Here is a 21,650-nt window from a genome sequence, read left to right as displayed (position 1 = left end):
AGGGAAGACATGAGTCATACACCGGATAAAAGGCAGCGGTTCGAGCTTTTGATGAAGCAGGCGGACATATCGCACGAGATGTCGACGGTTCATTTTGCAGACGGTTATATCGACAAAGTAGAGATCAGCCGGAAAAACCGGGAGTGGACCTTCCACCTGGTGAAGCAGGAGATGGTTCCGCAGGACGTGTACCGGTCTTTCTGCCGGAACGTTCAAGAGAAGTTCGCTCATATCGCCAAAACGCGATTTGTCATACACATGGAGAACGCCGAGCCAAGCAGGCTCGTGGAAGAATACTGGAGCCTCTTTCTGGAGTGGGTGCAGCGTGAAGCCGTTACGGTAAACGGATGGCTCAGCAAAGCCAAAACCGAAGTGCAGGGGAATCAGCTTACGTTAATTTTGCTGGATCAGATCGGGTTTGAACTCGCGAAGAAAAAGAACATGGATAACTGGGTCAAATCCTTTTTTCAGGATTATTTTAAAACCGATTTTACCGTGAAATATGCGCTCAGTGAGAAAAGCACCGAGGAATTCGAAAAGTTTGCGCAGCAGATCGTCGAAGAAGAGAAGCTTGTTACACAGGAGATTATGCAGTCCATCGAACAGGAACTGCAGGCGTCGGCCATTCCCGATGCGGATGTCCGGCTGATGGTCGGCTACGATATCAAAGATGCGCCGGTGCCGATCCAGGACATTGTGGAAGAGGAGAAGAAGGTTACCATTCAGGGGGCCGTCTTCAACCTGGAAGTGAAAGAGCTGCGTAACGGCAGCACCTTATATTCGTTTAACGTTACCGACTACACCGATTCCCTTATGCTGAAATCGTTCGGGAAGACGAAGGAAGACGTGCGCATTCTCAATCTGCTCTCCAACGGCACCTGGATTCGGGCGCGCGGACGTGTGGAATACGACCGTTTCATGATGGTGCCCGAGCTGGTGATGATCCCATCGGATATCAACGAAGTTCTGCCTCCCAAAGGAAGAATGGATGATGCCGAAGAGAAACGCGTGGAATTCCATCTTCATACGACGATGAGTACGATGGACGGGATTACGCCGGTCGACCAGTATATCAAGACGGCTGCAAAATGGGGCCACAAAGCGATCGCGATCACGGATCACAGCGGAGTGCAGAGCTACCCGGATGCGAACAAGGCGGGCAAGAAAAACGGTATCAAAGTGATTTACGGCGTAGAAGCGAATGTGGTCAACGATTCCGTACCGATCGTCCTCAACCCGATTGATGCGGATTTGAAGCAGGCCACTTATGTCGTTTTTGATATCGAGACCACGGGTCTGTCCGTCCTCAATAATAAAATTATCGAGATTGCCGGGGTAAAGGTACAGGAAGGCAAAGAAATCGGCCGTTATTCTACGTTTATCCAGCCGCATGAGAAAATTCCTTATCATATCCAGCAGCTCACGAATATCACCGACGAGATGGTCAAAGGTGCACCGGAGCTCGCCGACGAGCTTCCCAAGTTTATCGAATTTATCGGCGATTCCGTACTTGTCGCTCATAACGCCCGGTTCGATATCGGCTTTATTCAGGCCAATCTGAAAAGATTGGGACATAAGCAAATGACGAATCCGGTACTGGATACGCTGGAAATGGCCAGACTGCTGTTCCCTTCCATGAAAAATCACAGGCTGAATACTTTATCCGACAAATTTAAAGTAAGCCTGGAAAACCATCACAGGGCGATTGACGATACGATTGCCTTGGGACACGTACTCCAGCATTTGATCAATGAAGCCTACGACCGGAATATCACGAATCTCGGACGTATGAACGATTTTGTGGGAAAAGACTTATCGAATCAGCGACCTTTTCACTGCTGTATTTATGCGACGAATGCGGTCGGAAAGAAAAATCTGTTCAAACTGATTTCGATTTCTCATACGGAATACTTCAATAAAGTAGCAACCATTCCGAAAAGCAGGCTCATCGAGCTGAGAGAAGGGCTGCTTATTGCTTCGGGCTGCGAAAAAGGCGAGTTTTTCGAAACGGTTCTTAACAAATCGCAGGAAGAGGCCGAGCAGGTCGCCGAGTTTTACGACGTTCTGGAAATCCAGCCTGTCAGCTACAACATGCATCTGGTGGATAAAGGGCTGGTCGGCAGCCGCGCGGATCTCGAAGACGCCGTGAAGCGGATTGTCGCCATCGGCGCCAAGCAGGGCAAGCCCGTTATTGCGACGGGGAATGTGCATTACCTGGAGCCGCGGGACAAGATCGCACGAGACATTACGATCAATGGCATCACCGGCTTCAGTCCCCTCAAAGACATGAAAAAACCGGACGCTCATTTCCGCACGACGCGCGAGATGCTGGAAGAATTCCGCTTCCTCGGTCAGGAAAAGGCTCATGAAGTCGTAGTGCGCAACACGAACGATCTGGCCGACCGTTTTGAAGAAATCGAACTGTTTCCGACCAAGCTGTTTACGCCGATCATCGAAGGAGCGGACGACGAAATCCGCGACAAATGCTATGACACGGCCCGGCAGATTTACGGGGACGAAATTCCCGAACTCGTTGTGCAGCGGCTTGAAAAAGAACTGGTGCCGATTATCAAATACGGGTTTTCGGCCAACTATCTGATTTCGGAACGGCTCGTTAAAAAGTCGAACGAAGACGGCTATCTCGTCGGTTCCCGGGGATCGGTCGGCTCTTCCGTAGTCGCGACGTTCCTCGGTATTTCCGAGGTTAATCCGCTTCCGCCGCATTATATTTGCCGCTCGTGCAAATTCAGCGAATGGTTTACGGACGGCAGCATTCCGAGCGGGTTCGATCTGCCGGATAAAACCTGCCCGACCTGCGGTGACAAGCTTAAAGGCGAAGGCCAGGACATCCCCTTCGAAACGTTCCTAGGATTTAAAGGGGACAAGGTTCCCGATATCGACTTGAACTTTTCCGGGGAATATCAGCCCGTCGCCCATAACTATACGAAAGTGCTTTTCGGCGAAAAAAGCGTGTTCCGGGCAGGCACCATCGGTACGATTGCGGAAAAAACAGCCTTCGGTTACGTGAAAAAGTATGAAGAAGGCCAGGGCAAAAAATGGCGCAACGCCGAAATTACGCGGCTCGCCTCGGGCTGCACCGGCGTCAAGCGAAGCACCGGACAGCATCCCGGCGGTATTGTCGTCGTGCCGGATTATATGGAAGTGGACGATATCACTCCCGTACAATTCCCGGCTGACGATAAGAATTCCGAGTGGAAAACGACGCATTTCGACTATCACGCGTTTGACGCCAACCTGCTCAAGCTCGATATTCTCGGGCACGATGATCCGACCATGATGCGGATGCTTCAAGATTTGACCGGTATCGATCCGACGACGATTCCGATGAACGACCCCAAAGTCATGAGCATTTTTCACTCGACGGATGCGCTCGGGGTTCCGCCCGAGAAGATCAGAACGCCTGTCGCCACCTATGGAGTACCCGAAATGGGTACGAAGTTCGTCCGGCAGATGCTTCAGGAAACGCATCCGAGCAGCTTTGCCGATTTGCTGCAAATATCCGGTCTTTCCCACGGAACCGGCGTTTGGCTGGGCAATGCGCAGGAACTGATCAAGAAGGGGATTTGCAACATTAAGACCGTAATCGGCTGCCGGGACGATATTATGCTCTATCTCATTTATAAAGCCGGCATGGATGCGGGCCTCGCCTTCAAAATCACGGAAAGCGTACGTAAAGGGAAAGGCTTGACCGATGAGTGGAAGGAAGACATGAAGAAGCATAATGTGCCGGCCTGGTACATTGAATCCTGCGAACGGATCGAGTATATGTTCCCGAAAGCGCACGCCGCCGCTTACGTTATTTCCGCGGTGCGTACGGCCTTTTTCAAGGTCTACCATCCGATCGCGTATTATGCGACCTATTTTACGGTCCGTGCGGAGGACTTTGATCTCGAACTGCTGTGCCAGGGCTATGATGCGATCATGAAAAAGCTCATCGAAATCGAAGATAAAGGATTCCAGGCGCTGCCGAAGGAAAAAGCGATGATTTCCATTCTGGAAATGGCTTTGGAAATGACCGCACGCGGTTTCAGCTTTAAGCCCATCGACTTATACCGCTCCGACGCCACGAAGTTTATTATTGACGGGGATTCGCTTATTCCGCCGTTCTCGGCCGTACCGGGAATCGGGGAGAATGCCGCCCGCAACATTGCCGCTTCCAAGGAAAGCGGGGACTTTCTCTCGATCGAAGATTTCCAGAACCGTTCGAAGGCTTCGAAGACTGTCGTCGAGCTGCTGAACGGGATGGGCTGCTTCCGGGGATTGCCCGAATCGAATCAACTGTCCTTGTTTTAAAAGGCGCGGAGCGCTTTGTGACAAGGTGAGTAAGTTTTTCTTACTATTGTCAACCTTTAGACGGTTATGGTATAATTTTTCTTGGCAATAATGAGGATATCGACTGTGAACCGGAGAGTGGGGAAACCCACTCTTTACATTTTGCTAAGACTTTTTGGCAGGTTCACCGGGAAGGTCATACAGGAGGGTAGAGAGAAAACCTATGAATTCACCAATTAAATCCGTCGTGGAAGATATGCTGCTGGATTATTTGAACGAGCAAGGCTTTGAGCTGGTCGACATCGAATACGTGAAGGAAGGAAGCAACTGGTTTCTCCGTGTATTCGTAGACAAAGAAGGCGGCATCGACATCGACGATTGCGGCCGCATCAGCGAATTCTTAAGCTCGAAGCTTGATGAGAACGATCCGGTTCCGACGGCTTATTTCCTGGAAGTCTCTTCACCGGGTGCCGAGAGGCCGCTTAAGAAACCGGAAGACATTAAGAAGGCTGTTGGCAAACATGTATTTGTAACTACATACGAGCCAATTGACAATAGCAAGGAATTCGAAGGTGAGCTTCTGTCGTTTGACGGAGAGGAGCTTGTTGTGCAAACCCCGAAGAAACGCAGCGCCATTCCATACAGCAAAGTGGCCAGCGCGAGGCTTGCCATCGTATTCTGACGCGGTTATCCGCGTCTGCGAACCATTGAAAGGGGGAACTCGGTTCAAATGAACATGGATTTTATCGAAGCGTTGGCTGAAATCGAAAGAGAGAAAGGCATTTCCAAGGACTTGCTGATTGATGCGATTGAAGCCGCGATGATTTCCAGCTATAAACGCAACTTTAACACAGCGCAGAACGTGCGCGTGGATATTAATCGGCAAACCGGCACCATCCGCGTCTACGCACGCAAAACCGTCGTGGAGGAAGTGCTGGATCCGAGGCTGGAGATCTCGCTGCATGCCGCGCGGGAAATCAACCAGAATTATACGATGGACGATATTGTAGAGATCGAGGTTACACCGCGCGACTTCGGACGTATTGCGGCACAGACCGCCAAGCAGGTTGTGACGCAGCGCATCCGCGAAGCCGAGCGTGGACTTATTTACAATGCTTTTATCGAGAAAGAAGAAGATATCGTTACGGGAATCGTGCAGCGTCAGGATCAGCGCCATTATTATATCGATCTTGGCAAGGTGGAAGCCGTTCTTCCTCTGACCGAGGTAATGCCTAACGAGAAGTTTAAACAAGGCGAGCGCGTTAAAGCGTACATTACCAAAGTGGAAAACACGACAAAAGGTCCCCAAATCATTTTGTCCCGTACACATCCGGGGCTACTCAAGCGCCTTTTCGAGCTGGAAGTTCCAGAAATCTACGAGGGCGTCGTAGAAATCAAGTCCGTTGCGAGAGAGGCCGGCTTCCGTTCCAAGATCGCCGTGCATTCCCGCAATACCGAGGTGGATCCCGTCGGTTCCTGCGTAGGTCCGAAAGGACTTCGCGTCCAGACGATCGTCGGCGAACTGCGCGGCGAGAAGATCGACATCGTGCGCTGGATGGAGAGCGTGGAAGAGTACGTCGCTAACGCGCTCAGCCCTTCGAAGGTGCTTGAAGTCAACGTGTTCGAGAACGAGAAGATGGCCCGCGTCATCGTTCCGGATTATCAGCTTTCGCTGGCAATCGGAATCAAAGGACAGAACGCGCGTTTGGCCGCCAAGCTTACCTGCTGGAAAATCGACATCAAGAGCGAGGCGCAGGCGGAGCAGGAATACGGCCGTCCGAGAACGCAGATCGAGGAAATGCATCAAGATTCCGTCAGCTTTGACTGACGCCGGCGGGGCGAGGTGAGGATGACGTGAAACAGCGGAAAATACCGTTGCGCAAATGCGTGGCCTGCCAGGAAATGATGCCGAAGAAGGAATTGATTCGGGTCGTTCGTACCCCCGAAGGGGAGATCCAAATCGATCTGAAAGGCAAAAAATCGGGCAGAGGCGCTTATTTGTGCGGTAAAGTGGCTTGCTTCAGGCTTGCCAAAAAATCCAAAGCGCTGGACCGTGCGTTGAAGCAAGCGGTGGGCGCTCCCATTTACGATCAGCTTGAACAGGATTTTATCCAGGTGGAAGAAGAATTCCAAGCGGGCAAAGATGGGATGGACGATGACGAATAAAAATTATTTTTCAAACTTAGGTCTCGCCATGAGGGCAGGTAAACTCGTTACCGGAGAAGAGAGCGTGCTGAAAGCTATCCGCTCCGGTGATGCGAAGCTTGTCATTCTGGCGGAAGATGCGGCTGACAATACAAGCAAGAAGTTTCAGGACAAATGCCGTTCATACGACGTACCTTTGCTGGTCCTGGGCAACCGTGAGGAACTTGGTTCCAGCATAGGGAAGGAAGCTCGAGTCACGATTGCCGTCGTTGACGACGGCTTCGCCCGGATGCTGAAAAAGTATCGGGTATAACCTCCGGAGGTGAATGGGTTTGACAAATAAACAAGATCCTAAGGATAAACTTCGGGTTTATGAATATGCCAAATCTTTGAATATGAGCAGCAAGGAAATTATAACGATCCTGAAGCGTTTGAATATACCCGTCAACAACCACATGAGCGTGATGGAAAACAATGCGGTCAGCAGCGTAGAAAAGTTTTTCCGTGACATTAAAGCCAATGCGGCTGCCAAACGGGCAGGGTCAGATGGAGGTAACGTGAGTCCAAATTCAAATCAACCCAAACAAGACAAACAGTCCAACCCTAGAGCAGAGGTAAGCGCTAAGCAGCCTGTGCAACAAACGGGGTCCGAGCAAGCGAAGAAAGAGGAGCGTCCGGCTGCGGAAGCACGTCCGCAAGGCTCCCAGGATAACCGTGCACCGCGTCCGAGCGGAGACGGAAGAACGGGCGCGCCGCGCGGCGATCGTCCGCAAGGCCAAGGCGCACCGCGCAGCGGCGGCCAAGGCGGCGGACAGCGTCCGCAAGGCGGCCAGGGCGGATACAACCGCGGGCCGCAAAGCGGCGGTCAAGGCCGTCCGCAGGGCGGTCAGCGTCCGCAAGGCCAAGGCGGCGCACCGCGCAGCGGCGGTCAAGGCGGCGGCGGTCAGCGTCCGTCAGGCGGCCAGGGCGGCGGTTTCAACCGCGGACCTCAAGGCGGCAGCGGCGGCGGTCAGCGTCCTCAGGGGGGCGGCGGTCAAGGCGGCGGTTTCAACCGTGGCGGATCTGCCGGTGCCGGCGCAAGACCGGGCCAAGCGCCTCGCAGAACGGACGGACGTCCGGCTGCGGGTACGGATGCGGGCCGCGGCGGTCAGCGTACGGGCGATAACAGACAAGGCGGCAACCGCGACGACCGCAGCAAATCCAGCCGTTACGACGACGGACGCGGCGGACGCGGCGGCGCAGGCAACCGTGGCGGCAACAACCGCGGCGGGCGCAATAACGGGCGCGGACGCGGTCAAGAGCCGATGGTCAGGAAAGAGAAGATCGATAACACACCGAAGAAAATTATTGTGCGCGGCGCAATGACCGTCGGTGAACTCGCGAAACTTCTCCACAAGGACGTTTCCGAAGTTATCAAGAAGCTCTTGTTCCTTGGCGTAATGGCAACCATCAACCAGGAACTTGATCTCGATACGATTCAACTCGTAGCCGGAGAATACAATGTCGAAGTGGATCTGAAGATCCGCGTCGAAGACGACCGTTTCGAACTGGAAGAAGAAGTGGACGATGAGGCGGATCTGAAAGAACGTCCTCCGGTCGTTACGATCATGGGTCACGTTGACCATGGTAAAACCACCCTTCTTGACGCGATCCGACATACTAGTGTGACGGAAGGCGAAGCGGGCGGAATTACCCAGCATATCGGGGCCTACCAGGTTGAAGCGAACGGCAAGAAAATCACGTTCCTGGATACCCCGGGCCATGAAGCTTTCACGACCATGCGTGCACGCGGCGCTCAGGTGACCGACATCACGATTATCGTGGTAGCGGCGGATGACGGCGTTATGCCGCAAACCGTCGAGGCGATTGCCCACGCGAAAGCGGCCGGCGTGCCGATTATCGTGGCGGTTAACAAAATCGATAAGCCGGAAGCCAATGTGGAGAAAATCAAACAAGCTCTTACCGAGTATGAACTCGTACCGGAAGAGTGGGGCGGCGACACGATCTTCTGCGAAGTTTCGGCCAAACAGCGGATCGGGCTGGAAAACCTGCTTGAAATGATTCTTCTCGTGGCTGAGGTTCAGGAATATAAAGCAAATCCGGATAAGCGCGCCAGAGGTACGGTTATCGAAGCGGAGCTGGATAAAGGACGCGGTCCTGTAGCCCGTATTCTCGTACAGCACGGTACGCTCAAAGTCGGCGACAGCTTTGTTGCGGGCGTATGTTTCGGCCGTGTCCGCGCAATGGTAAATGATAAGGGCAAACGTCTCAAAGAAGCGGGTCCTTCGACTCCGGTTGAAATTACCGGCCTTACGGAGGTTCCACAGGCGGGAGATCCGCTGCTTGCCTTCGAAGACGAGCGCAAAGCGCGCGATATTGCCGAGAAGCGTTCGATCACGCTCCGCCAGTCCGAGCTTACGGCGAATTCCCGCGTTACGCTGGATGACCTGTATAAGCACATCAAAGACGGTGAAATTAAAGATCTGAACGTGATCATCAAAGCGGACGTTCAAGGGTCTCTTGAAGCGCTGCGCGGCTCCCTCGAGAAAATCGAAGTGGAAGGCGTGCGCGTGAAGATGATTCACACGGGCGTAGGTGCCATCACCGAATCCGATATCATTCTGGCATCGGCTTCCAACGCCATTATTATCGGCTTCAACGTTCGTCCGGAGCCTGCCGCTCAAGTAACGGCGGATCAGGAGAAAGTAGACATTCGTCTGCACCGGATCATCTACAATGTGATTGAAGAAATTGAACAAGCCATGAAGGGTATGCTCGATCCGATTTTCAAAGAAAACATTATCGGGCATGCGGAAGTCCGCAACACCTTCAAAATTACGGGCGTGGGCACCATTGCGGGTTGTATGGTTACCTCCGGCAAAATCGCGCGTAACGCGGAAGTTCGTCTGCTTCGCAGCAACATCGTAGTCTACGAAGGTAAAGTGGACGCGCTGAAACGCTTCAAAGACGACGCCAAAGAAGTGGCGCAAGGCTACGAGTGCGGTATTTCCCTGGAAAAATACAATGATATTAAAGAAGGGGACATTATCGAAGCCTTCGTCATGGAAACAGTAGAGAGGTGATCAGCTATGGCTAGAGTTCGTGTAGGCAGAGTGGGGGAGCAGGTCAAGAAAGAGATCAGCCAAATTTTGCAGAGCGAAATTAAAGACCCCCGCATCGGATTTCTTACGGTAACCGGGGTTGACGTAACGAATGATCTGTCTCAGGCCAAAGTTTATCTCAGTGTGCTTGGTACGGACGAGCAAAAGGAAGGAACTTTGAAAGCCTTAAGCAGTGCGAGCGGGTATATCCGTTCCGAACTGGGCAAAAGAATCCGGCTGCGCAAAGTACCCGAGCTTATCTTTAAATTCGACACATCGATTGATTACGGAAGCCGGATCGAAAGTCTGCTTCATGATCTTAACGATGGGAAATCCGCTGAATGACGGCGGGCCAGTTTATAGGCGGCGGCGCCTCCGGCAGCTATTTGGAGCAGTTGGAGGCGGCAAAGCAATTCATGCACGATCATAATGATTTCCTGGTGGTATCCCATGTCCAGCCGGACGGGGATGCCATTTCCTCTACTTTAGCCGTTGCGTGGCTGCTTGACCGGATGGGAAAGCGCTATACACTTGCCAATGAAGGGGACATACCCGGGAAATTCAGCAGGCTCCGGGGGTTTGACGGCATTCGGACTTTGTCCCAACTGCCCGATCACTTGTCCTATGATACGATCATCAGCGTGGATTGCGCCGATTTTGCAAGAATCGGACGGGTGAGCGAGAAATTTGCCCCCGATGCCAAGCTGCTCAATATCGATCATCATGCGACAAACGACCGTTTCGGAAGTTGTTCCGTCATACAGGCTTCCGCCGCTGCAACCGTTGAAATCATTTATGATTTATCCAGGCACCTTGAAATGGAAGCGGACATCGATTTCGGAACCTGTATTTACACGGGACTGCTGACTGACACGGGCGGTTTCAGGTATTCCAGCACGACGCCCAAAGTGATGAAAACGGCGGCGGACCTCCTGGAATGGGGAGTAAAAGGGGCGGAACTCGCCGAAGCTTTCCTGGAGCGAATGACCTTCCAGCAAATTCGTATTCTTCAGCAGGGACTCGCTACGCTAGACTTTCATAAAAATGGGCGTATTTCGACGATTGCGGTATCTACCGAAGTCATCGATGCGACGGGCGCCACCAACGAAGATATGGACGGGCTGGTCAATTACGCGCGCAATGTCGAGGGAGTCGAAGTCGGACTCTTGTTTAAACAAAGAAATGAATCGGCGGTTAAGGTGAGCCTGCGCTCCGCGGGAGCGGTAGATGTGGCTCAGATCGCGCAGACGTTCGGAGGCGGAGGCCATATCCGCGCCGCGGGCTGTACGATTAACGGCTCCATTGAGGAAGCCATCCGACGGGTTGTAGAGGAAGTAGGGAATAGACTGCCATGACGATAGAAGGAATACTTCCAATCCTCAAGCCAAAGGGAATGACTTCCCACGACGTGGTAGCGAAAGCGCGCCGTTTTCTTGGGATTAAGCGGATCGGTCATACCGGTACGCTTGATCCTGAGGTTACCGGCGTGCTGCCGCTTTGTATCGGCCGTGCAACCCGCATGGTCGAGTATATCCAGGAGCTGCCGAAACAGTATGAGGCAGCCGTGGTTTTTGGATTGGCTACGGATACCGAAGATCTGAGCGGGACTGTGCTGGAAGAAATTCCGCACGTTCAGCTAGCGGAAGACAGGGTGCGTTCCGTCATCCAGTCGTTCGTCGGGGAAATCAGTCAGGTTCCCCCGATGTACTCCGCCGTGAAAGTCGACGGAAAGCGGCTCTATGAACTGGCGAGAGCGGGCGTCGAAGTAGAGCGTAAAGCCCGGAATGTCACCATTTACGAGATTGAACTGCTCGAACTGGACTTGAACCGGGAACATCCGGAAGTCCGCTTCCGCGTCCTCTGCTCCAAAGGCACCTATATCCGCACCTTATGTGTGGATATAGGGAAAGCCCTGGGGGTTCCGGCCGCGATGAAGGAGCTGGTCCGTTCTTCCACTGGAAGAATCGGACTGGAACAATGCGTAGCGCTGGAAGACCTCCCTCGTTTGCGCGAGGAGGGCCTTCTGGATACAAAGATCATTCAGGCGGACCGGGCGGTCGATTATTTGCCGTCTCTCGTGCTGAATGAGCAGCTGTCCGTTTTTGCTCTGCAGGGACGCAAAGTCAGGCTTCATCAGCCGCCCGCCCTGCAGATCAGCGGTAACAGCGAGGCAGGGGTGGAGCAGAAGGGAATCATTCGTGTGTATGATCCCCATCAGCGGTTTATCGGTCTTTTCTCTTGGGATGAAGCCGAAGGACATCTTGCCCCGATCAAAGTTTTTAATTAGGATGTAGTAAGCCGGCCCTCTACCCTGAGGGGGTAAGGCCGGAATCTTTTTAACCCCTGGCGGTATAAAGCGGTTCAAGGAATAGTAGGTGAACTCGTACCCATGCAAACCATTCATTTGTCTTATCCCATCGAAAACGCGGAGCTTCTTCCGCTGGCCGGTAAAAAGGTCATCGCCATCGGCGATTTCGACGGTGTGCATCTCGGACATCGTGAAGTTATCCAGCGCGCTGTCGAAAATGCCCGTGAGCTGGGAGTCCCCGCCGCGATCATGACGTTCGATCCGCATCCGCGGGAGCTGCTCGGCCAGGAGAAGTATGCGCGGCTGCTGACGCCGACCTCTTACAAGATGGAGCTCTTTGAGAAGCTGGGCGTCGACTGCACGTATGTGCTCAAGTTCGATACGGCGCTTATGCAGGCTTCTCCGCAGCAGTTTGTCGATCGTGTCCTGGAGGCGCTCGGCGTTGAAACCGTCGTAGTCGGATTCGACTTTACGTTCGGCTACAAAGGCCGGGGCACTCCGGACACGCTCTGCGAACTGGGCCACGGCCGCTTTGCGGTAGAGGTGATCCGCCCCTATCGGATGAACGGCGCCAAGGTCAGCTCCACGGCAATCCGTGAGGCGCTGCTCTCCGGACATCCTCCCGCGGCTTCCGAGCTGCTCGGCAGAAGCTACGGCATACGCGGCGTCGTCGTATCGGGCGACAAGCGCGGCCGTCAGCTCGGTTTTCCTACGGCAAACCTGCAGATGTCCGAGAACTTCCTCGTGCCCGCTTCCGGCGTTTACGCCGTCCGTGCTTTTGTGGGAGGAAGCTGGTACCGGGCCGTTATGAACATCGGCACGAAGCCGACTTTCCACAGCGGGGAAGTCATGTCGCTCGAAGTGCATCTGCTGGACTTTGACGAGGATATTTACGGCAGCACCGTATTTGTCGAATTTGTCGATTACCTGCGTCCCGAGCGCAAGTTTAACGGCATCGATGAGCTGATAACCCAGCTTAGAAGAGACGTAGCGACGGCCGAAACGAAGTTTGCGCAGATTCTGTAGGCGTTGGCATTTACTTCTGTTGGTCATGTATGCTATACTGATTTACGTTGCTTCGGCGTTGCCGTAAGCTTCAATTACGAACCTTGGCGCGGAGCCGCGCTTCACCGACGCACTCTGGGCCACAGGCGATTATATGAATAGGAGGTGATTGGGATGGCATTAACTCAAGAGCGTAAACAGGAACTGATTCAAACGCACAAAACGCATGAAAGCGATACGGGATCTCCCGAAGTGCAAATTGCTATCCTGACGGAAAACATCGTAAACCTTACGAGCCATTTCCGTACACACAAGAAAGACCATCATTCCCGTCGCGGACTTCTTAAAATGGTCGGTCAACGTCGTAAGCTGTTGGCATACCTTAAGAACAAAGACGTTAAACGCTACAGTGCTTTGATTGAAAAGCTCGGTCTGCGTAGATAAAATCCGCATTCAGAAAGCAACCCTGCTGTTCTCTGTGGTGGGCTCCGAGCCGAGCTTCCGCAGCGGCTCCGGGTTGCTTTTTGTGTATTTTAAATCGTTGCAAAGAAGGAAATACTGTACATACGCAGAATAATTAATGGGGTGCAGGGGGCGCAAGTTTCCGCACATCCTGCCGTTTTCTCCGAATCGGAACCATTTTGCGCGGTATAGTTCGATTCCCGCGTGTTTTGAGATAAAATTAGGAGGTTTAGTATGGAAAAACGTGTGCAAATGGACCTGGCCGGACGTCCGCTTATTCTCGAAACCGGCCGTTTAGCCAAGCAAGCCAACGGCGCGGTACTTGCCCGCTATGGCGACACCGTCGTGCTCTGCACCGTGACCGCTTCCAGCGAGCCGAAGGATCTTGATTTCTTCCCGCTGACGGTTAACTATGAAGAGCGTTTATATGCCGCAGGTAAAATTCCGGGCGGGTTTATCAAAAGAGAAGGGCGTCCGAGCGAGAAAGCGATTCTCTCCAGCCGCCTGACCGATCGTCCGATCCGTCCTCTGTTTCCGGAAGGATTCCGTAACGACGTACAGATCGTTGCAGTGGTCATGAGCGTGGATCAGGAGTGTCCGCCGGAAATTACGGCCATGATCGGTGTTTCCGCCGCTCTGTCCATCTCCGACGTGCCGTTTAGCGGTCCTGTGGGCGGAGTCATTGTAGGCCGCATCGACGGTAACTTTGTCGTGAACCCGACACCGGCGCAGGAAGAGAAGAGCGACGTTCATCTCGTTGTGGCAGGTACCAAGGATGCCATCATGATGGTAGAAGCAGGCGCCGCCGAAGTTCCCGAAGACGTTATGCTGGAAGCGATTATGTTCGGCCATGACGAGATCAAGAAAGTAATCGCCCTTCAGGAGCAGCTCGTTGCCGAAGCCGGCGTTCCTAAAATGGAAGTGAAGCTGCATACCGTAGACGGCGACATCAACGCGGCCGTTCGCGAGTTTGCCGAAGCCCGTCTTGTTGAAGCGATCAAGGTTCAAGAGAAGCATGCGCGCCAGGAAGCGATTGACGCGGTCAACGCGGATGCCGTTGCTCATTTTACAGCGGTTTACGAAGAAACGCCGGAGAAAATGAAAGACGTTAAGGAAGTGCTTCACGATATCGTGAAAGACGAAGTCCGCCGCCTCATCACTCATGATAAGGTAAGACCGGATGGACGCGCACTTGATGAAATCCGTCCGATTGACGTGGACATTAACCTGCTGCCTCGCACGCACGGCTCCGGACTGTTTACACGCGGGCAAACGCAAGCGTTGAGCGTATGTACGCTCGGAGCGCTCGGTGACGTGCAGATCCTCGACGGTTTGGATCTCGAAGAGACCAAACGCTTTATGCACCACTACAATTTCCCTCCGTTCAGCGTAGGGGAAGCAAGACCGCTTCGTCCGCCGGGACGCCGCGAAATCGGACATGGCGCTCTCGGAGAACGCGCGCTTTCGTACGTGATTCCAAGCGAAGCCGAGTTCCCGTATACGATCCGTCTCGTTTCGGAAGTTCTGGAATCCAACGGTTCGAGCTCCCAGGCAAGCATTTGCGCTTCCACGCTGGCTATGATGGATGCAGGGGTTCCGATCAAAGCTCCGGTTGCGGGTATCGCCATGGGTCTTATCAAAGAAGGCGAACATTTCTCCATTCTGACGGATATTCAGGGGATGGAAGATCATCTCGGGGATATGGACTTTAAAGTGGCCGGTACGTCCAAAGGGGTTACCGCACTGCAAATGGACATTAAGATTGACGGAATCAATCGCGACATCTTGAAGCAGGCTCTGGATCAAGCCAAAGCGGGCCGCACCTTCATCATGAACAAAATGCTGGAGCGTATTTCGGAACCTAAGAAAGAACTTTCCGCATATGCACCTAAAATTGTCGTGATGCAGATCAATCCGGATAAAATCCGCGACGTGATCGGAGCGGGCGGCAAAATCATTAACAAAATTATTGAAGAAACCGGCGTTAAGATTGACATCGAGCAGGACGGCAAAGTCTTTATCGCTTCGTCCAATGCGGAGATGAACGAACGTGCCAAGCAGATTATCGAAGGCATCGTACGCGACGTCGTTGTCGGCGAAACTTACCTCGGTACGGTAAAACGCGTGGAGAAGTTCGGAGCTTTCGTAGAAGTGCTGCCGGGTAAAGAAGGACTCGTCCACATTTCCCAGCTGTCTACCGAACGGGTTGCCAAAGTGGAGGATGTCGTTAAGGTCGGCGATACGATTACCGTTAAAGTCACGGAAATCGACAATCAAGGACGCGTCAACCTGTCCCGCAAAGCAACGCTCGTGAACAGCGAAGTTTCCACTCAATCCTAATAACCGAATCGCACCAAACATACAAAGAGCCAGATATTTCTGTCTCTTTTTTGCATTGTCTAGACCGGATTTTCATGTGTAGGGCCGTATCGTCCAAGTCATAACCCTGTCCGGCTTTGCATAAACTCTGACATAATCTTTACGGAGGAGTCGGAATCTCATGCAAAAAAAGATGCTGGTGCTGCTAGGCGGTTTGACGGCCGGATGTATATGGGTGCTACTGCAAAGCGAAAGTGTACATACCTTTGTAGCGGGAATCCGGGAGGGAAAGCAGTCCTCCATGGCGATACAGACAAACCTTTCCAATGATACGGGAGGGCCCGCTGGAGACGGAAAGACCGCACAACCGGCTGAGGATGCTTTGCTCGTGCGGATCCGGGAAGAAGCGAAAAAACTGTACATCGCCCCCGTCGATGCGAAAGTGGACAGAGTTTGGAAAGCGGTCCCGGGTTATAACGGGCTCGAAGTCGATATCGGCAAGACCTACGAAGCGGCCAAGAAGAACGGGACGGGAGACAAATTGCCTTTTGTCATGAAGCAAATTCCGCCCAAGGTTAACTTAAGCGACCTTCCGCCGGAGCCTATCTACAAAGGCAACCCCAAAAAGCCGATGGTTTCTTTTATGATTAATGTCGCTTGGGGGGAAGAGTTTCTTCCGTCTATACTGGAGACGCTTCGCAAAGAACATGTAAAAGCCACCTTCTTTTTCGACGGAAGCTGGTTGAAGAAGCATGTGGACATCGCCAAAGAAATTCAAAATGAGGGCCACGAATTGTCCAATCATGCCTATTCGCACAAAAATATGAGCACGCTCAGCCGTTCCAAGGCTTATGAGGAAATTGTGAAAACCGAGGAGCTCCTTAAAAAGGAACTCGGTGTCACCAATGTCCTTTTCGCTCCTCCCTCGGGAGATTTTGACGCGGAAACGGTAAAAATAGCTGCAGAGCTTAAGTTGAAAACCGTCATGTGGACATTGGACACCGTGGACTGGAAAAACCCCGGGGCCCCCGCGATTCTTGCCAAAGTCCGTAAAAATATAGAGCCGGGAACGCTCATTCTGATGCATCCGACCCAGTCTTCCAGCGCCGCGCTTCCCGAAATGATTTCGATTATCAAAAGCAGGGGGTTGCAGCCGGGCACGGTAAGCGAAACGCTGTCACCGCAGCGGATACCGAATCCCGCTCAGGGCACGGGCAAGGGTGAGGAAAAGCGGTCAGGTTGAGTCACTTCGACATTTTTGTTAAAATCAAAGTTGAACTTAAGGGCTCCTAAGCGGACCCCATTGTGCGTACATTTGAGGAGGAACAGCTTGGTGAACAAAACCCATTTAAATAACGGGCTCAGAGTCGTGACGGAGAAAATTCCGACCTGCCGTTCGGTAGCGATCGGAATCTGGGTTAAAACCGGTTCCCGGAACGAAACTCAGCTGAATAACGGAATTTCCCATTTTATCGAACACATGCTCTTTAAAGGCACAGAGCGCCACAGCGCCAAAGACATCGCGGAAGTGTTCGACGGAATCGGCGGTAATGTGAATGCTTTCACATCCAAAGAATATACATGTTATTATGCCAAGGTGCTCGACGAACATCTCGGCATTGCGGTAGATATTTTATCCGATATGTTTTTTAATTCAGTCTTTAATGAAGAAGAGCTGGAGAAAGAAAAGAACGTCATTTTCGAAGAAATCGCCATGTATGAAGATACTCCAGACGATCTGGTTCACGATCTCGTGGCAAAAGCCGCCTACGGAAGCCATCCGCTGGGGTATACGATTTTGGGGACGCAGGCTCATTTGTCCGGCATGAAATCGAACGATCTGCGGGCTTATATGAAAGAATGCTATACCATCGAGAATACCGTGATTGCCGTAGCGGGGAACATTGACGACAGCGTGTTCGGACTGCTGGAAAAGCATTTCGGTCATTTCGACGTTTCGGGTACGCAGCAGAACCAGGAAGAGCCCGCGTTTATGAGCGAGCGGGTTTTCCAAGCCAAGACGACGGAACAGAATCATATCTGCCTGTCGCTTCCGGGTCTTTCCCTTCGTGAAGAAAACCTTTATCCGATGGTGCTGCTCAACAACGCGATCGGCGGGGGAATGAGCTCCAGATTGTTCCAGGAAATCCGGGAGAAGCGGGGACTGGCCTACTCGGTATATTCTTATCATTCTTCTCACATCGACAACGGGGTATTTACGATCTATACGGGAACGGCTCCGAAACAAACGGAGGAAGTTCTGAAAGTGACGATCGAAATGCTCAGTGAAATCGCGGAGAAAGGCATGACGGATGCGGAACTGAGGAAAGGCAAGGAACAGCTGAAAGGCAGCCTGATCCTTAGTCTGGAAAGCACGAACAGCCGGATGAACCGGATCGGCAAGAACGAGCTGATGACCGGAAGACATTACACGCTCGACGAAATGATCAACCGGATCGAAAGCGTTGAGATGGACCATATTCACGCCTTGACCCGCAAGCTGTTCTCCAAGCCATTCGCCATCGCGATGGTAGGCAGCCGCGACGAGGCCTTGCAGTCAATCAGAGGAGATGAGCTTCTTGGAAAATAACCCGACCGTATTCCCCATCCGCATTAAACGACTGCCCGGCAGCGAAGGTTTACCGCTGCCGGAGAAAATGTCCGCCGCAGCAAGCGGCTTCGATCTGCACGCGGCGAATATCGAACCCCTGGACTTGGCGCCCGGCGAGCGGGCGCTCGTTCCGACGGGGTTCGCGCTGGCGATGCCCGTGGAGCTTGAAGCCCAGATCCGCCCCCGGAGCGGACTGGCTTACAAGCACGGCATCACCACGCTGAATTCGCCGGGCACGATCGATGCGGACTACCGCGGCGAAGTCAAAGTGCTCCTGATCAATCACGGTCAGGAGACATTCACGATCCGCCGCGGCGAAAGAATCGCGCAGATGGTGTTCCAGCTTGTGCCGGCCGTCCTGTTGACGGAAGTGGACGAGCTGGATGACACGACGCGCGGCGCCGGAGGCTTCGGCCATACGGGATTAACGACCGAAGCCCGCCAATAACCGCTGTCCTGCCGGAATACAGGCAGTGACCAAGACGGCAGCGGCCGGCCCCAAGTTTCGTCGCCGGCTGGACAGGTACTCGCAGTTACCTGGCGGTACATGCTGTATTGCGTGTCATTTCCCAGCCCTTCTGGATGGTTTAAATGCCGGAAAGCCTCTTCTCAGTCCTAAGCTGAGAAGGGGCCTTTTTTGCGTCCGCCAAAGATTTGCCCTTGAGAAAGAGGGCTGAAGCCTTAATGGACGGACGCCCGGCAAGCGGCTGTCACCCTCAGGTAGGCGTCGGCATACTGTATGTTATGAAGACGGATGTACGTAAGGGAGGAACGGAGACAGTATGCTCACCGGAGCGGAAGTGGTTTTTATCGGCGGCGATGCCCGTCAGCTTGAAGTGATCGATAAGCTGATCGAGCTGGATGCGTCCGTGACTTTAATCGGATTCGACAATTTGCAGAAGCCGTTCGGCGGAGCGACGGGGAAGCAGCTTTCAGCCGAAGCGCTGGAGAAAGCCGATGCGCTCGTTTTGCCGGTTGTGGGAACGGATGAACAAGGGCGTGTGGAAGGGATTTTTTCCGGCAGTGAACTGACGCTCACGGCGGAATTGCTCGGCGCTCTCCCTAAACATGCCGTGATTTATACGGGCATGGCAAAGCCATACTTGAAGCAGCTTTGCGCGGCGCAGGGCCTGAGACTGGTCGAGCTTCTCGAGCGGGACGACGTGGCGATTTACAATTCGATTCCGACGGCGGAAGGCGCTTTGATGATCGCCATTCAGAATACGGACATTACGATTCACGGCTCGCAATCGATGGTTTTGGGGTTCGGAAGAACCGGTTTGACGATGGCTCGCACCCTTCAGGGATTGGGAGCAAAAGTGAAGGTCGGAGTGCGAAAACCGGAGCATTTTGCCAGGGCTTTGGAGATGGGTTTTACGCCGTTTTATACCCGCGAACTCTATCAGGAAGTGGCGAATATTGACTTGCTTTTTAACACAATTCCGACTATGATAGTCACAGCGCAAATAATAACGAATATCCCGCATCGCGCGGTATTAATCGACCTAGCTTCCAAGCCGGGCGGAATGGATTTCCGCTTTGCCGAGAAGAGGGGGATTAAGGCGATGCTCGCTCCAGGCCTACCCGGGATCGTCGCACCCAAAACAGCTGGTCGGATTTTGGCGAATACGCTGAGTCAGTTGATGGTGGAAGACATCAGGAATGGGAGTGATCCGGAATGAACTGGAACGGGAGAACGGTAGGGTTTGCGTTGACGGGTTCTCACTGCACCTTGGAAGAGATTATGCCGCAGATTCAAAGATTCATAGATGCAGGCGCCGCGGTTGTGCCGATCGTCTCTCAATCCGTTTTGACGACGGATACGAGATTCGGGAACGCCGTGGATTGGCAGAAGCAGCTTAAAGACATGACCGGCAGCGATCCCATCACGACGATTGTCGAAGCGGAACCGCTCGGTCCATCCAAGAAGCTCGATGTCATGGTGATCGCTCCCTGCACAGGCAACACGACCAGCAAGCTCGCGAATGCAATGACCGAAAGCCCTGTCCTAATGGCCGCTAAAGCACAGATGCGCAATCAGCGTCCGCTTGTACTGGCCATTTCTACTAATGACGGGCTCGGACTGAATTCCGCGAATATTGCGAAACTGCTCGTTACGAAGAACATTTATTTTGTCCCGTTCGGCCAGGATGCGCCGGAAGCGAAGCCGAATTCACTTGTCGCCAGAATGGATTTGATTCTGGAGGCGTGCGAAGCGGCCCTAAGCGGCAAACAGCTCCAGCCGATGATTATTGAGCGATTTCAATATTCTTAATTATAGATCATTTAAATAATGGGGGAGCAAACGACATGTCTAATGAAAAAACTTTTAACGTAGCAGTAGTCGGCGCAACCGGCGCCGTCGGAGAACAAATTATCCGCTTACTCGATGAACGCAATTTCCCCATTAAGGAATTAAAATTTCTTTCGTCCCCGCGCTCCGCGGGTACGAAAATTCGTTTCAAAGACAGAGAAATTACGGTGGAAGCGGCAACTCCGGACAGCTTTAAAGGAGTGGACATCGCATTGTTCAGCGCGGGCGGCGATGTGAGTAAAGAACTCGCTCCGATTGCTGCCGCCGGCGGTACGATTTGTATCGACAACACGAATGCTTTCCGCATGGATCCCGAAACACCGCTTGTCGTGCCGGAAGTCAACATTGACGAGGTACACAAGCACAAAGGCATCATCGCTAATCCTAACTGCTCCACGATCCAGATGGTGGCTGCCCTGAAACCTCTTTACGACCGTTTCGGCATCTCCAAAATTATCGTATCTACATATCAAGCCGTATCCGGAGCAGGCAGCAAAGCGATTGATGAGATGCTTCGCCAGTCCCGTGAAGCGCTGGCGGGCAACCCCGTAAACCCGGAAATTTTGCCGGTCGGTTCCCTTCCCGTTAAACATCAGATCGCATTCAATGCGATTCCGCAGATCGATAAGTTTCTGGATAACGGGTTTACAAATGAAGAAATGAAAATGATCAACGAAACGAAAAAGATTATGAACGACGAATCCCTTGAAGTTACGGCAACCTGCGTACGGATTCCCGTCGTATACGGTCACTCGGAATCGGTTTACGTGGAATTGAAAGAAGACTTCGACCTTGAAGAAGTCCGCAGCCTTCTTGCGAACGCGCCGGGTATCTTACTCGTTGACAATCCGCAGGAACAGCAGTACCCGCTGGCAACCGAAGCGGCCGGGAAACTGGAAACGTTCGTAGGACGTGTACGCCGGGATCTTCACAACAAGCGTGCGCTTAACCTGTGGATCGTATCCGACAACCTGCTGAAGGGCGCTGCCTGGAATGCGGTACAGATCGCGGAATATTTTGCACAGAACAAGTAAACTCACACAATCGGCATCGTCATCAGACGGTGCCGATTGCTCGCATCATGATAAACTC

General features: G+C 52.9%; 18 protein-coding genes. All 18 read left to right on the top strand.

Annotation, left to right across the window (positions count from 1 at the left end):
- Window positions 1-9: 9 nt before the first annotated feature.
- On the top strand, window positions 10-4,314 hold the full coding sequence (locus ABC395_RS16440; protein WP_413004748.1) for a PolC-type DNA polymerase III: 4,305 nt from the start codon (window positions 10-12) through the stop codon (window positions 4,312-4,314).
- A gap of 202 nt (window positions 4,315-4,516) precedes the next feature.
- On the top strand, window positions 4,517-4,975 hold the full coding sequence (gene rimP, locus ABC395_RS16435; protein WP_413004746.1) for a ribosome maturation factor RimP: 459 nt from the start codon (window positions 4,517-4,519) through the stop codon (window positions 4,973-4,975).
- A 48-nt stretch (window positions 4,976-5,023) separates the two neighbouring features.
- Complete coding sequence (nusA, locus tag ABC395_RS16430) at window positions 5,024-6,121, top strand: transcription termination factor NusA (protein WP_413004744.1); 1,098 nt, start codon at window positions 5,024-5,026, stop codon at window positions 6,119-6,121.
- Window positions 6,122-6,147: 26 nt separating this feature from the next.
- The gene (gene rnpM / locus ABC395_RS16425; RefSeq protein WP_413004742.1) at window positions 6,148-6,459 is read left to right on the top strand and encodes an RNase P modulator RnpM; all 312 of its coding nucleotides are present in this window, start codon (window positions 6,148-6,150) and stop codon (window positions 6,457-6,459) included.
- On the top strand, window positions 6,449-6,751 hold the full coding sequence (locus ABC395_RS16420) for a YlxQ family RNA-binding protein (RefSeq protein ID WP_103993844.1): 303 nt from the start codon (window positions 6,449-6,451) through the stop codon (window positions 6,749-6,751). Before rnpM ends, ABC395_RS16420 begins: the two co-directional genes overlap by 11 nt.
- An 82-nt stretch (window positions 6,752-6,833) precedes the next feature.
- On the top strand, window positions 6,834-9,521 hold the full coding sequence (gene infB / locus ABC395_RS16415) for a translation initiation factor IF-2 (RefSeq protein ID WP_413006758.1): 2,688 nt from the start codon (window positions 6,834-6,836) through the stop codon (window positions 9,519-9,521).
- Between the two features lie 6 nt (window positions 9,522-9,527).
- Complete coding sequence (gene rbfA, locus ABC395_RS16410; protein ID WP_009672009.1) at window positions 9,528-9,884, top strand: 30S ribosome-binding factor RbfA; 357 nt, start codon at window positions 9,528-9,530, stop codon at window positions 9,882-9,884.
- The gene (locus ABC395_RS16405; protein ID WP_413004739.1) at window positions 9,881-10,894 is read left to right on the top strand and encodes a DHH family phosphoesterase; all 1,014 of its coding nucleotides are present in this window, start codon (window positions 9,881-9,883) and stop codon (window positions 10,892-10,894) included. Before rbfA ends, ABC395_RS16405 begins: the two co-directional genes overlap by 4 nt.
- On the top strand, window positions 10,891-11,826 hold the full coding sequence (gene truB, locus ABC395_RS16400) for a tRNA pseudouridine(55) synthase TruB (RefSeq protein WP_413004738.1): 936 nt from the start codon (window positions 10,891-10,893) through the stop codon (window positions 11,824-11,826). The genes ABC395_RS16405 and truB overlap by 4 nt, the downstream gene beginning before the upstream one ends.
- 102 nt (window positions 11,827-11,928) lie before the next feature.
- Window positions 11,929-12,873: a bifunctional riboflavin kinase/FAD synthetase gene (locus ABC395_RS16395; RefSeq protein ID WP_413004736.1), complete on the top strand. Its 945-nt coding sequence runs from the start codon at window positions 11,929-11,931 to the stop codon at window positions 12,871-12,873.
- Window positions 12,874-13,026: 153 nt separating this feature from the next.
- On the top strand, window positions 13,027-13,296 hold the full coding sequence (gene rpsO / locus ABC395_RS16390; RefSeq protein WP_009674959.1) for a 30S ribosomal protein S15: 270 nt from the start codon (window positions 13,027-13,029) through the stop codon (window positions 13,294-13,296).
- Window positions 13,297-13,548: 252 nt separating this feature from the next.
- Complete coding sequence (pnp, locus tag ABC395_RS16385) at window positions 13,549-15,654, top strand: polyribonucleotide nucleotidyltransferase (protein WP_413004733.1); 2,106 nt, start codon at window positions 13,549-13,551, stop codon at window positions 15,652-15,654.
- Between the two features lie 160 nt (window positions 15,655-15,814).
- Complete coding sequence (locus ABC395_RS16380; RefSeq protein WP_413004731.1) at window positions 15,815-16,876, top strand: polysaccharide deacetylase family protein; 1,062 nt, start codon at window positions 15,815-15,817, stop codon at window positions 16,874-16,876.
- Between the two features lie 90 nt (window positions 16,877-16,966).
- Window positions 16,967-18,223 carry a M16 family metallopeptidase gene (locus ABC395_RS16375; protein ID WP_413004729.1) on the top strand — a complete coding sequence of 419 codons (1,257 nt, stop codon included), beginning with the start codon at window positions 16,967-16,969 and terminating at the stop codon, window positions 18,221-18,223.
- Window positions 18,213-18,692, top strand: coding sequence for a dUTP diphosphatase (dut, locus tag ABC395_RS16370; protein ID WP_413004728.1), 480 nt, complete (start codon window positions 18,213-18,215; stop codon window positions 18,690-18,692). Before ABC395_RS16375 ends, dut begins: the two co-directional genes overlap by 11 nt.
- 334 nt (window positions 18,693-19,026) lie before the next feature.
- Window positions 19,027-19,926 carry a dipicolinate synthase subunit DpsA gene (gene dpsA, locus ABC395_RS16365; RefSeq protein ID WP_413004726.1) on the top strand — a complete coding sequence of 300 codons (900 nt, stop codon included), beginning with the start codon at window positions 19,027-19,029 and terminating at the stop codon, window positions 19,924-19,926.
- Window positions 19,923-20,519 carry a dipicolinate synthase subunit B gene (locus ABC395_RS16360; RefSeq protein WP_413004724.1) on the top strand — a complete coding sequence of 199 codons (597 nt, stop codon included), beginning with the start codon at window positions 19,923-19,925 and terminating at the stop codon, window positions 20,517-20,519. The genes dpsA and ABC395_RS16360 overlap by 4 nt, the downstream gene beginning before the upstream one ends.
- Window positions 20,520-20,554: 35 nt before the next feature.
- Window positions 20,555-21,592 (top strand): aspartate-semialdehyde dehydrogenase, encoded by a 1,038-nt coding sequence (locus ABC395_RS16355; protein WP_413004722.1) that lies wholly within the window; start codon window positions 20,555-20,557, stop codon window positions 21,590-21,592.
- Window positions 21,593-21,650 lie beyond the last annotated feature (58 nt).

The organism is Paenibacillus canaveralius (assembly GCF_047238265.1).
GTDB lineage: Bacteria > Bacillota > Bacilli > Paenibacillales > NBRC-103111 > Paenibacillus_F.
Note: the sequence above shows the minus strand (reverse complement) of the source record. Positions and strands in the feature narration are given on the sequence as shown.

What these genes read in the sequence shown, in the direction of transcription:
- ABC395_RS16440 (WP_413004748.1), top strand. Translation starts at nt 10, where the DNA reads ATGAGTCATACACCGGATAAAAGGCAGCGGTTCGAGCTTTTGATGAAG.
- rimP (WP_413004746.1), top strand. Translation starts at nt 4,517, where the DNA reads ATGAATTCACCAATTAAATCCGTCGTGGAAGATATGCTGCTGGATTAT.
- nusA (WP_413004744.1), top strand. Translation starts at nt 5,024, where the DNA reads ATGAACATGGATTTTATCGAAGCGTTGGCTGAAATCGAAAGAGAGAAA.
- ABC395_RS16420 (WP_103993844.1), top strand. Translation starts at nt 6,449, where the DNA reads ATGACGAATAAAAATTATTTTTCAAACTTAGGTCTCGCCATGAGGGCA.
- infB (WP_413006758.1), top strand. Translation starts at nt 6,834, where the DNA reads ATGAGCAGCAAGGAAATTATAACGATCCTGAAGCGTTTGAATATACCC.
- rbfA (WP_009672009.1), top strand. Translation starts at nt 9,528, where the DNA reads ATGGCTAGAGTTCGTGTAGGCAGAGTGGGGGAGCAGGTCAAGAAAGAG.
- ABC395_RS16405 (WP_413004739.1), top strand. Translation starts at nt 9,881, where the DNA reads ATGACGGCGGGCCAGTTTATAGGCGGCGGCGCCTCCGGCAGCTATTTG.
- truB (WP_413004738.1), top strand. Translation starts at nt 10,891, where the DNA reads ATGACGATAGAAGGAATACTTCCAATCCTCAAGCCAAAGGGAATGACT.
- ABC395_RS16395 (WP_413004736.1), top strand. Translation starts at nt 11,929, where the DNA reads ATGCAAACCATTCATTTGTCTTATCCCATCGAAAACGCGGAGCTTCTT.
- rpsO (WP_009674959.1), top strand. Translation starts at nt 13,027, where the DNA reads ATGGCATTAACTCAAGAGCGTAAACAGGAACTGATTCAAACGCACAAA.
- pnp (WP_413004733.1), top strand. Translation starts at nt 13,549, where the DNA reads ATGGAAAAACGTGTGCAAATGGACCTGGCCGGACGTCCGCTTATTCTC.
- ABC395_RS16380 (WP_413004731.1), top strand. Translation starts at nt 15,815, where the DNA reads ATGCAAAAAAAGATGCTGGTGCTGCTAGGCGGTTTGACGGCCGGATGT.
- dpsA (WP_413004726.1), top strand. Translation starts at nt 19,027, where the DNA reads ATGCTCACCGGAGCGGAAGTGGTTTTTATCGGCGGCGATGCCCGTCAG.
- ABC395_RS16360 (WP_413004724.1), top strand. Translation starts at nt 19,923, where the DNA reads ATGAACTGGAACGGGAGAACGGTAGGGTTTGCGTTGACGGGTTCTCAC.
- ABC395_RS16355 (WP_413004722.1), top strand. Translation starts at nt 20,555, where the DNA reads ATGTCTAATGAAAAAACTTTTAACGTAGCAGTAGTCGGCGCAACCGGC.